Genomic DNA, 11,937 nt, shown 5'->3' on the forward strand with positions numbered 1-11,937 from the left:
GCCGCATACCTTATCTTCGCGGCCTCAAAACCGTAGTACATGACAGGTATCGACAGCGTACAGTTGGAGAAAGTGATGGTCCATAAGATCGGGAACCCTTCCCGCGGAGAAGAATTGAAGCTGAGCCAAAACCCGCTTACGCTGAACGATGAAATAGTCCGGGGGCTGCTCACCAAGTATTTCCTCGGCGCTTTCAACGAAAACGAACTCTTCCATTTTACGCATATCAGCGATATTCAGATGAATGAAGTGTATCGCTATGTGGCTGCCATCTTCGAAGACAGGGATACTTTTGTAGAACAATCTGCCTACCTCGCGCAGTTCCTCTACACCAAAAGCACGCACGTGAAAGTGAAGGAAGGTGAGCTCTATGTAGTGCATTTCGATAATGTGCCTTTCGAAGGAGAATACATACCGGCCATCGGTATTTTCAAATCTGAAACCAAAGAATCGTTTCTGAAAGTTTTCCCGCACGGGCAGAGCTATGAAGTGATCCACGAAGAAGGCCTCAACATCAACAAGATGGACAAAGGCTGTCTCGTGTTCAGAACCAATACGGTAGAGGGTTTCAAGGTTTGCGTAGTGGACAATACCAATAAGAACAACGATGCGCAATACTGGGTGAGTGAATTTTTACAGGTAACGCCGTATTCAGACAGCTATCATAATACCGACAAAGTACTCAGTCTATGCAAGCAGTTCATCACAAACGAATATGCTGAAAAATTCGATGTATCCAAAAGCGATCAGATAGACCTGCTCAACCGGAGCATGGATTATTTCAAAAGCAAGGAGCAGTTCAGTTTGCAGGAGTTTGCCGAAGAAGTGATCCATCACCAGGAAGTGGTAGATACATTTATGGACTACAAGAAGAACTACGAATCGTCGCGGAACTTCGAGATCAATGATGAGTTTGCCATTCACGTATCAGCTGTGAAAGGCCAGCAGCGCGCATTTAAGACAGTACTGAAGCTCGATAAGAATTTCCATATCTACATCCACGGCCGGAGAGACCTCATCGAAAAAGGATTGGACGAAATGAGCGGAAAGAAATATTACAAGATCTACTTCGACGAAGAAACCTAGAGCGGTTTCAACAAAAAGCCAGGAAAAGCAGGGTCTTCGTTCGTAAAAAAGACCCTGCTGCAAATGACTGACTAGGCCATCTTTTCCTTAGCATTAGAAACAATGATTCGTTTATTGGGTATGGCTGCGGAGCCATTACCAGAATTGCCGTTACCGGAATTGCGGTACTTCGCGAGATTGATCAGCAATACACTTCCGAGGATCACTGCCAAACCAATCAGTTGCCATTTGCTCATATGCTCATCAGCGAAGAACACGCCGAGCAATACAGCTACCACCGGGTTTACATATGCGTAAGTGCTCACCTGTGTTGGATTTCTCACCTGCAACAACCATACGTATGCGCTGAATGCGAGAATAGATCCGAAGATAACGAGGTATCCGAGCGCTCCCCATGCACCGGGACTAACAGCGGCAAAGCTGAATGTTTTCCACTCACCGGCCACTAAACTTCCGGGAATGAAAACTGCGGCAGCAGCCAGCATCTGCCAGGTAGTGTTCACCAGTGCAGATCCGCTTGAATGGTATTTTGAATAGATGGAACCACCTGCCCAGCTGATACATCCTACCAGTACGATGATCAGTCCGATGAGAATGGAACTTCCCTGAGGATGATTCATGATGGCTCCCAGCTGATCGCTCAGCAGCAGGATCACACCAATAAAACCAACCACCAAACCAATGATGGTAGAAGGATTGCTGAAGTTCTCTTTCCACTTCGGTTTTTCGAGCAGCACAAACCAGATGGGTGCAGAAGAGATCCACACCGCTACGAGAGAACTGGGTAAAGTTTTTTCGGCCCAGATTACACATCCGTTACCGACAAACAGCAGCAGCACACCCGTTACCAGCGCGGCTTTGATCTGTTTCCAGTTCCAGAGGTTCTCTCCTTTTATTAAACACCAGATAAGCATGATGCCCCCTGCTGCCACAAAGCGGAGCGCTCCCATGATCAGCGGTGGAAAATCGTGCACGGCTTTTGAGATGAAGAAATAGGTTGATCCCCATACCAGGTATACCGTGGCAAAGGCTAAGATCACCATGATTGTTGACGCGGATTTTTTCTCGACAGTAGACATAGATTTTCTCTTTATTTTTTTGGAATCACCAGTTGCTGTTGCTCTTTTACGGTTTCCAAAACGATGGTTGTTTTGGTGGATGAAATCTTAGGGATCTTCTGGAGGGAGTTGCGCATGAGGTGCATCAGAGAAGCCGAATCGGCTGTGCGCACTTTAATGAGGTAGCAATCTTCACCTGCGATATGATGAACTTCCTGCACTTCAGGGATAGCCGCCAGTAACTGAGAAGTTTCGCCACAGCAGGTAAAACCTTCGGAGGAACGGATAAAAATAAATGCCAGGAGTTTCTGTTGAATGGCACCCGGATCGATCTGTGCAGTATATCCGCGGATCACGCCTTTCTGTTCGAGTTTCTTTACCCTTTCCAATACAGCGGAGGGCGCCATACTGAGTTCACGGGCAAGATCGGCATTGGAGATTCTTGCATTGGATTGCATCAGGCCGAGAATCTGAAGGTCGATATTGTCAAGAGCGATTTCCATTCCGGATAATTTTCTGTAAAATTAACTTTATTCAGAATAAAATTCGGCAGAAGGCGAAAATTTAGAATTTATTCATTGGACACCTGTCGATGGCCGAACAATAATCGGCGAACTGCGATTTTTGAGCCTTTTCTCAGAATTTTATTCGGTTTTAGGAGAATGAATGACTTCGGTTTCAAAATCCCATTGCCAGAATTGCAGACAGAAGTATATTTACCGCAAATCAGTAAATAACTCATACATGGATATTAGTGGAAAGATCCTCCAGTTCCTCCCTGTACAAACAGGTCAGGGTAAGAACGGTACCTGGAAAAAACAGGAGTTCATCCTCGAAACAGGAGACACATACCCAAAAAAAGTGTGCATCGCAGCATGGGGCGACAAAATTGATCTCGCCAGCATCAAACCCGGAGAACAGGTAACTGTTTCTTTTGATGTGGAGAGCCGCGAATTCAACGGTCGCTGGTACACAGACGTGAAAGCATGGAAAGTAGTACGCAGCGGAGCCGGTGGCGGCAGCAGCGACGGCGCAATCGCAGACGGCCCTCCCGGATTTCAACCCGGCGCTTCAGACGACGACCTGCCATTCTAATCCGAATAGCACCGCTCATCAGAAGCCGGTTTTCTTGATTCGTCCGCTCCGCAGAAACAATCGACCATTGGTAGAAAGTATCGCATTATAGAAGATCAACTCAGTTAAATTGGGTTGATCTTTTTTTATGAGAAAACTGACTATTATACTGATTGCTGTTCTTTTGATGCAGGATGCTTTTGCTCAGCCTGCCGTACCCGGTACCATCACCATCATCGTAAACAACGATAAGAAACTGCCATTGCAGCTTGCTTCTGTAAGTCTTCACAGAGTAAAGGACTCTCTTCATCTCAATACACGCACAACCAATGCTGAAGGAAAAGTGATCTTCGAGAACCTTCCCGCAGGAAATTATTTCTGCAATATCAGCATGGTGGATTATCTCCCCAAACAAACCAGTATCATACGCATTTCAGAAAACGCCATCGATTCGCCGATGGTGATTATGCTGCAACCCGGTTCAGGACTGCTTCAGCAGGTAGTGGTCAGCGGCCGCAAATCGCTGATCAAAGTAATGCCCGATAAAACTATTGTGCAGGTGGATAATGGCATCACCAACACCGGTGCATCCGTACTCGATGTACTGGAGAAATCTCCCGGTGTTTCGATTGACCGTGATGGTAATGTTGCGCTTAAAGGAAAACCCAATGTGCTTATTCTGATCGACGGCAAACCCACTTACGTTTCAGGTTCCGATCTTAGCAACCTGTTAGGCGGAATGAACGCATCAAACGTAGAAAGCATCGAGCTGATGGATAATCCTCCGGCCCGCTATGATGCCGCCGGGAATGGAGGTGTGATCAATATCAGAACCAAAAAAACAAAACAGCAGGGCTTCAATGGAACTGTAAGTACGGGCTGGAGTCAGGGAAAACGAAGACGGTCCATCCACAGCCTGAGCCTCAACTACCGGCAGGGTAAACTGAACTCGTTCCTCAGCTTCAATGCGAATGAAGGAGGTTATGTGATGGATCTCTACGCCCTCCGCAGAAATTTTTCCGATGCCAACCAAACTGTGAAGTCGGTACTCAGGCAACCAACCCGCTTCGACGGACAGGGGCAGAATCATACGCTCAAGGCAGGTGTCGATTATGCCATCAGTTCGAAAACCACGCTGGGCATATCGTTCAACGGCTTCTACCAATACCGCAAAAGCAAGAACACTGCAACAGCGCAATGGCTCAACAAAAACAATGAACTCGATTCTGCAGTGCTCAGTACAGGTAATACTTCGCTTCGCCTGATGAACGGCGGCGTAAACCTCAATCTGCATCATCAGTTCAATGCTGCACAGGAACTCAATATCGATCTCGATTACATCGGCTACGATATCCAGAACAATCAATACTTCGAAAACCATTTGCTGGCAACCGATGGTTATGTAGAAGCAGAGCGCGGCTTCATCCCCACCAATCTTAAAATTTTCTCCGGCAAAGCCGATTACACCTATAAGTTCAAAAACGATCTCAAACTCGATGCCGGCTGGAAATCGAGCCGCATCCATACAGACAATACCGCAGGGTATCGCATGTACGACAATGGCCAGTGGGTTGACAATCTCATCAAATCGAATCACTTCATTTATACAGAGTCCATCCATGCAGCATACACCACACTTGAAAAACAATGGGAAAAATTCTCTGCCCAGGCTGGTCTCCGTTATGAGTTCACCGGCTACGAAGCCAACCAGCTGGGCAATGCAGTGAACAAAGATTCTGCGTTCACCCGCAATTACAACAGCCTCTTCCCAACTGTATTTTTTCAATACAAACTCGATTCGAATAACAGTTTTTCACTCAGCGGAGGCCGGAGAATCGACAGGCCTGCTTTTCAGAAACTGAATCCGTTTGTTTTCATCATCAACAAATACACGTTCCAGAAAGGCAATCCCTTTCTGCTTCCTCAATACACCTGGAACCTGCAACTTGCCCATCAGTACAAAGACTGGCTGCTCACCAGCATCAGCTACAGCCGCACAAAGAATTTCTTTTCACAGATCTTTTTGCAGGACGATAAAGGACTGTTCTACTACACCGACGGAAACGTAGGGCACCGCGAAAACTTCGGATTATCGGTGAATGCACAAACATCACCCTGGCCCTGGTGGAGCATGAATATCCAGACAGACATCATCCACAAAAGATTCAAAGGTTTTGTGTGGAAGGAAGTAACACCAGATGTAACGCAGGTTTCGGCAAATATCAATAATCAGTTCAAGTTCAAAAAAGGATGGAATGCAGAACTGACCGCCACTTACATCACCCGTAATCAGGATGATCTGCAGGAAGTGATAGACCCTACCGGTCAGGTAGGCGTAGGTATTTCCAAACTGGTGTTGAAAAACAAAGCCACCATCAAATTGGCTGTGCGCGATATCTTCTACTCTCAGAAGTTCGCAGGCAATACAGACTTTCCACAGGCGCAGGAGTACTTCAGCATCAAACGCGACAGCCGGGTTGGAGTGCTCACCTTTACCTGGCGTTTTGGTAAGGCCATTAAAGCCGGTGTAAGAAGATCCGGCGGCGCCGAAGACGAAATGCAGCGCGCCGGCAGCAACTAATTTGCCGTTGCGGGCTAAACCGTTAGATTTGTATGCCCCACCCGGCCGCATACATTCAACGGCATGAAAATCCTCTGGAAATATTTACAGCCTCAACGATGGCTGATACTGATATCGCTGCTGCTCGCAGGAGCAGCGCAGGTATTGAGTCTCTTCGATCCGGTGATCTTCGGAAAGATCATCGACGATTATGCTTCGCAGACAAATGTGAAACCACGAAACGAACTGATCAATGGTGTGCTCTGGTGGTTGTTCATCGCTATCGCCATTGCAACGCTTGCGCGTATCGCTAGAGCATTTCAGGAATACTTCACCAGACTGGCCGTACAGAAATTCGGATTGCAGATCTTCAACGATGGCCTTCGTCAAACGCTCAGGCTAACATTCGGTGAATTTGAAGAACAGCGCAGCGGCGAAACCATGGCCATTTTGCAGAAGGTAAGAACCGATACGGAGCGCTTCATCAATTCTTTCATCAATATTCTTTTCTCTTCCATTGTAGGGATGGGCTTTCTTATCTGGTATGCCATCACCAAACACTGGGCGCTGATTCCGGTTTTTGTGATTGGCGTGCTGGTATTGGGATCGCTAACCGGTCTGCTGAGCAAGAAGATCAAAACCCTGCAACGATCTATCAACAAAGAGACCAACCGCATGGCGGGCATCATTACCGAGTCGCTGCGAAACATAGAGCTGGTGCGGAGTCTGGGGCTTACGTTTCCTGAGATCCGCCGGTTGCGCGAATTCACCTGGCGTATTTTTGAACTGGAAATGCAGAAAACAAAACAGGTGCGCACGCTGAGTTTTTTGCAGGGAACAGTGCTGAATGTGTTGCGTCAATCGATCCTGTTCATATTGCTTTGGCTGATCTTCGGCAATGTGCTGAGTACGGGAGAGCTGATCAGCATGCAGTTTATTTCCGCTTCGATCTTTGGACCCCTTCAGGATATTGGCAGCATCATATTGTCTTATCGCGAAGCGGAGGCCTCGCTTCAGACTTTCGATGTGCTGATGAACAAGCCGGTGGAACAGCGCCCACCAGAGCCGATAGAATTGAATCAGCTAGAGAGTATTGGTTTTGATGAAGTGGTGTTCCGCCATAAATCTGCCAGACAGAACGCCATGGATGGCATTTCATTTACATTGAACAAGGGCGATACCGTGGCGTTTGTTGGTCCGTCAGGATCAGGGAAGTCAACACTGGTGAAGCTGCTGGTGGGATTGTACAAACCTGTATCGGGTGAGATCTCGTTCAATGATATACCGGCTACGCTCATTCGCTATAATGAATTAAGAAGGCAGATCGGGTTTGTTACCCAGGATACGCAGCTCTTTGCAGGAACCATCCGGCAGAACCTGCTTTTTGTTCAGCCCAATGCAACCGACGAACAGATGCTGGATGCCATCGAAAAAGCATCGGCCAGTCATTTGATCAAACGCAGCGATAAAGGGCTCGATACCATGCTGGGTGAAGGTGGACTGAAACTTTCCGGCGGGGAGAAGCAACGCATCTCCATCGCGCGGGCACTGCTGCGCGAACCGCGATTGCTGATCTTCGACGAAGCCACGTCGGCGCTGGATAGTTTAACGGAAGAGGCCATCACAGAAACCATCCGTGATATTGTGGCGCAGCGGCAACAGATCACCATCCTGATTGCGCACAGGCTCAGCACCATTCTTTATGCCGATAAGATATTTGTGCTGGAAAAAGGAAAGATCACCGAACAGGGCACCCACGATGATCTGCTCGAACAAAAAGGATTGTACTACGCCATGTGGCGCCAGCAGATAGGGGAACGCAGGCCTGAAGGGGATTTCTAAACTACAACAACTCTACTTCTTTCGACTTGTAAGGCTGTAATGCCGGGTTGTCTGGTGGCAATTCTGTAATGAGATAATCGATATCCTGAATATCTGCGATCTTCATCTTCATGGTGGAGCTCAGCTTTTCTGAGATGGCGAGGATAGCCACTTTATCGGCAGCCTTGATCATTGCCTTCTTCACCTGAATAGTTTCCCAGTCGGAATCGGTAAGGCCGTTTGCTGCATCGAGTGCATTGGTACCGATGATGCAGAGGTCTGCTTTGATGTTGGAGAGGTATTCGAATACTTCACCACTCACAGTCATTTGGCTGTAGGTAGAGATCTGCCCGCCGATCATGATGGTTTTGATCATCGGCTTATCGAGCAATTCCACTGCAGACAGCACATTCACTGTAATGAAAGTGGCGCGAAGTGTAGCGGGGATCTTTTTGATGAATTCACGGATGGTGGTGCCTCCGCCGATGAGAACGATCATATCGTCTTTCAGCAGCTGCAAGGCTTTTTCAGCAATCACTACTTTGTTGGTCTGGGAGTAGGTCTGCGATTCGTGACCATAGTGATAAGCGATAGACATGGCTCCGCCTTTGATCTTCACCACTTCGCCATCTTCGGCGAGTTCGTTCACGTCTCTGCGGATAGTGTCTTCCGATACATTGATCAGGTTCACAAGATCGCTGTACGTCAAACGGGTATGAATATTCACCTGTTTGATGATCAGTTTCTTCCTTGCCTGTTTGGTAAGGGAAACCGGAGGGATCTGATCTTGTGTGTTTGAATCCATAGTCATGTATTGGCTTGCTGAATCTTTTGAGGGAAGTCGTATCGCACCCCTCTGTTTCAAATATCCGGTAAAAATAGAATATAAGTTTAATTTTTTGCACTATTTGGGTAGCAAATAATTTTTTTGCGAAATGTCATTAATTTTTTGATGCCAATGGATTGTATGCAATCAATTAATAAACAATCGATTGTAAAAATATTTTAATGGCTCTGCCGTTAACAAAATGTTATCAGAAATGCGGAATTTGCGAATCTTGTATGCAATTTTTTTGCAGAAAGGAGTTTTTTCTCCTAGTTTTAGGGCAGGAATTTGCATTATTTGAAAGAAAAGTACTAATCTAACTTTTGCAATGAAAAAACTACAACTAACTGCCTGGGTCAGCCGATTGATGCTGGCATGCAGCCTCTTCTGCTGCTCTGCCGTTCTGGCCCAGACCAACGGAACTAACCCCTCCGAGATCTCCGGTACTGTAAGCAGCGCTTCATCCGGACAGAAAATTGCAGGGGCTACCGTAACCCTGGTAGGTGACAACAAAGTAGCTACCACCACCGACAACAACGGTGATTTCAAATTAAAGATCCCTTCTGTTTCCGGCGCTATCGAACTGCTGATCACTCACGTGAACTTCGAGAGAAAGCAGGTTAAGCTTGAGCCCGGCCAAAGCACTATCCTCATTCAGCTGAACGATCCCAAAGCACTGGACGAAGTAGTGGTAACGGCCCTCGGCATCAAAAAGGAAAAGAAGGCGCTTGCCTATGCTGTAACTGAAGTAAAGGGCGACGAATTCACACAAGCCCGTGAAATCAACATCGCCAATGCCCTCACCGGTAAGATCGCAGGGGTGAATGCAAGCAGCATCGCCAGCGGCCCCGGTGGATCGAGCCGCGTTATCATCCGTGGTAACGGATCACTTAACGGAGACAACCAACCGCTTTACGTGGTGAACGGTATGCCTATCGACAACACTACCAACTCAACTATCGGCAGCAGCGGATCGAGCACAGGTATCAACAACGACAAAGGTGATGGTATCGCAGGGATCAATCCAGACGATATTGAGTCAATGACTGTTCTGAAAGGTGGTACTGCCGCCGCTCTTTACGGAAGCCGCGCCTCCAACGGTGTAATCATCATCACCACCAAAAAAGGAGTGAAACAAAAAGGCATCGGTGTTGAATACAATTCATCTCTCACTGCTGAGAGACCAGCTATCATTCCAGACTGGCAGTATGAGTATGGTTCCGGTCAGTTTGGCCTGAAACCTAAAACACAGAAAGAAGCCATCGACTACGGCCGCCTTTCATACGGCGAAAAAATGGATGGCTCTGATGTAATCCAGTTCGACGGTGTAAAAAGACCTTACTCTCCACAGAAAAACAATATCAAAAACTTCTACAGAACCGGAACCACGTTCACCAACACGGTTTCGTTCTACGGAGGTTCCGATAACTTCACCTGGAGAGCTTCGGTGTCTGATATGAACAACAAAGGCCTGGTTCCAAATTCAAAGCTGAACAAAAAGATTGCCACCCTCTCTATCAATGCCAATCTCAGCAAGAAGCTCAGCATGGAAGGATATGCGCAATACAATATCGAGAAATCTGAGAACCGCTCTACCGTTTCCGACGCCAATGCCAACCCTAACTGGGGTACGTATATGATTGCCAACACTGTTGATATCCGCAGTTTGAATCCCGGTTATGATGCAGACGGAAACGAAGTGGCCTGGCAGGCCGTTGCCTTCGCTTCGAACCCTTACTACGTTGTGAACAAAGTAAAGAATAACGACCAACGCAACCGTTTCATCGGAAACTTCAGCGTGAAATACAATCTGCTGAACAACCTGTTTGTAAAAGGCCGCGTGAGCCACGATTACTCTAATCTCGACTTCACAGGTGTTGTTCCCACAGGTAACCTGTTTGCTCCATCTGGCTTCTATCAGAATCAGATCAATGCTACTACCGAAACCAACGCCGAGCTGACCATCAACTACAACACAAAAATCACCAGCGATCTTTCTGTGAATGTTCTGGCGGGCGGCAACCAACGCAGATTCACTGCCAACAACACTGCACTGAATGGTACTGGTTTTACGGTTCCCGGCTTTTTCGATATCAGCAGTGTTACAAGTCTTGCCCCATCCAAATCATTGGCAAGACTTCGTACCAATTCTATTTTCGGATCGGTTGACTTCTCCTTCAAAAATTATCTGTATCTGACTGCTTCCGGAAGGAACGACTGGTTCTCTACACTGTCTATCGATAACAACAATATTTTCTACCCGGCCATCGGCGCGAGCTTCATTGTTTCAGAAGCGCTGCAATTGCCATCATGGGTAAACTTTGCAAAAGTGCGCGCTTCAATTGCACAGGTGGGTGGTGCAACTCCTATCCCATATGCGCTGAACCGCACATACAGCCTGGTGCCAGGTACACATGAGAAACAAGCGCTGCAGGTGATCACCAACCAGAATGGTGTAACCGGCGGTAACCTGCTTGTTCCGAATAAGAACCTGAAACCGCTTACTTCAACCACTGCAGAGATCGGTATCGAAGGCCGTCTCCTCAATGGAAGAGTTAGTTTCGATGTAGCTGTTTATGAAAGAAAAACCACCAACGATATCGTAAGCGCTTCTATTTCTCCTTCTACAGGTTATACCAATGCCCTGTTCAACGTAGGTGAAATGACCAACAAGGGTATCGAGTTTCTCGTTACCGGTGTTCCTTTCAAATCGAAGAACTTCCAGTGGGAAGTGAGCTACAACTTCGCTTACAATAAGAACGAGGTTGTAAAGATCACTGACGATCTCCATTCTATCGAGGCCGATTTCTCAGTGAACAGATACGCGTACATCCACCACCGTGAAGGAAGACCTTACAGCTCTGTAATGGCTTTCACAGAACAGAGAGATTCCAAAGGCAATATCGTGTACGATAAAAACAACGGCAGAGAAGTAAGAAACCCCAACATGGTTGAAATGGGTACCGGCGTTGCTCCGTTCACAACTGGTATCACCAATACTTTCAACTACAAACGTTTCTCTCTCAGCTTCCTCATCGATGGCAAATTCGGTGGTGTTATTTACTCCGGAACCAACCTGTACGGATCGAGAATGGGTCTGCATAAGATCACATTGCCCGGTCGCGAAGGAGGTTTGGTAGTATCTGGGGTTGATGCCAGTGGCAATCCATTTACCAGAACACTGGGTAAAGATGAGATCCAGGGATACTACAACGCACGTGCTGCCATCTCCGACAAGTTTGTGTACAGTTCAGATTTTGTGAAATTAAGGCAGGTGATCATCGGTTACAGCATTCCTGTTCAGAAGATCAGCTTCCTGAAACTGCAGGCGCTTACTGTTTCTCTGGTAGGAAGAAATCTATTCTTCATCCACAAAGATGCTCCGAACATCGATCCTGAGTCGACCTTCAGCAACTCCAATGCACAAGGCCTCGAAATGTTTGGTGTTCCACGTACCAGAAGTTATGGTATAAACCTCCAGGTTAAGTTTTAATTCACGATCCAAAAAGTAA

Annotated in this window: 8 protein-coding genes; 5 read left to right on the forward strand and 3 right to left on the reverse strand. The window is 47.0% G+C overall.

Annotation, left to right across the window (positions count from 1 at the left end; translation table 11 throughout):
• Positions 1–39 precede the first annotated feature (39 nt).
• Complete coding sequence (locus HHL16_RS04230; RefSeq protein WP_169423889.1) at positions 40–1,086, forward strand: nucleoid-associated protein; 1,047 nt, start codon at positions 40–42, stop codon at positions 1,084–1,086.
• 71 nt (positions 1,087–1,157) lie between these two features.
• Here HHL16_RS04230 and HHL16_RS04235 read toward each other — a convergent pair whose 3' ends face one another.
• Both HHL16_RS04235 and HHL16_RS04240 read right to left on the reverse strand, forming a co-directional pair.
• On the reverse strand, positions 1,158–2,129 hold the full coding sequence (locus HHL16_RS04235; protein WP_240965781.1) for an EamA family transporter: 972 nt from the start codon (positions 2,127–2,129) through the stop codon (positions 1,158–1,160).
• Between the two features lie 47 nt (positions 2,130–2,176).
• Positions 2,177–2,647 carry an Lrp/AsnC family transcriptional regulator gene (locus HHL16_RS04240; protein WP_169423891.1) on the reverse strand — a complete coding sequence of 157 codons (471 nt, stop codon included), beginning with the start codon at positions 2,645–2,647 and terminating at the stop codon, positions 2,177–2,179.
• 241 nt (positions 2,648–2,888) lie between these two features.
• Between HHL16_RS04240 and HHL16_RS04245 the strand changes: the two genes are divergently transcribed.
• From HHL16_RS04245 to HHL16_RS04255, 3 genes are all read left to right on the forward strand, one after another.
• On the forward strand, positions 2,889–3,239 hold the full coding sequence (locus tag HHL16_RS04245) for a DUF3127 domain-containing protein (protein ID WP_169423892.1): 351 nt from the start codon (positions 2,889–2,891) through the stop codon (positions 3,237–3,239).
• Between the two features lie 127 nt (positions 3,240–3,366).
• The gene (locus tag HHL16_RS04250) at positions 3,367–5,799 is read left to right on the forward strand and encodes an outer membrane beta-barrel protein (protein ID WP_169423893.1); all 2,433 of its coding nucleotides are present in this window, start codon (positions 3,367–3,369) and stop codon (positions 5,797–5,799) included.
• 63 nt (positions 5,800–5,862) lie between these two features.
• Positions 5,863–7,620, forward strand: coding sequence for an ABC transporter ATP-binding protein (locus HHL16_RS04255; protein ID WP_169423894.1), 1,758 nt, complete (start codon positions 5,863–5,865; stop codon positions 7,618–7,620).
• A gap of 1 nt (position 7,621) precedes the next feature.
• Here the strand turns inward: HHL16_RS04255 and HHL16_RS04260 are convergent, their stop codons facing one another.
• Positions 7,622–8,404 (reverse strand): DeoR/GlpR family DNA-binding transcription regulator, encoded by a 783-nt coding sequence (locus HHL16_RS04260; protein WP_169423895.1) that lies wholly within the window; start codon positions 8,402–8,404, stop codon positions 7,622–7,624.
• Positions 8,405–8,753: 349 nt separating this feature from the next.
• Here HHL16_RS04260 and HHL16_RS04265 point away from each other — a divergent pair, with 349 nt between their 5' ends.
• A complete protein-coding gene (locus HHL16_RS04265; RefSeq protein ID WP_169423896.1) occupies positions 8,754–11,918 on the forward strand; it encodes a SusC/RagA family TonB-linked outer membrane protein in 3,165 nt (1,054 codons plus the stop codon).
• The last annotated feature ends 19 nt before the right edge of the window (positions 11,919–11,937 follow it).

This window comes from Pseudoflavitalea sp. G-6-1-2 (assembly GCF_012927185.1).
Lineage (GTDB): Bacteria > Bacteroidota > Bacteroidia > Chitinophagales > Chitinophagaceae > Pseudobacter.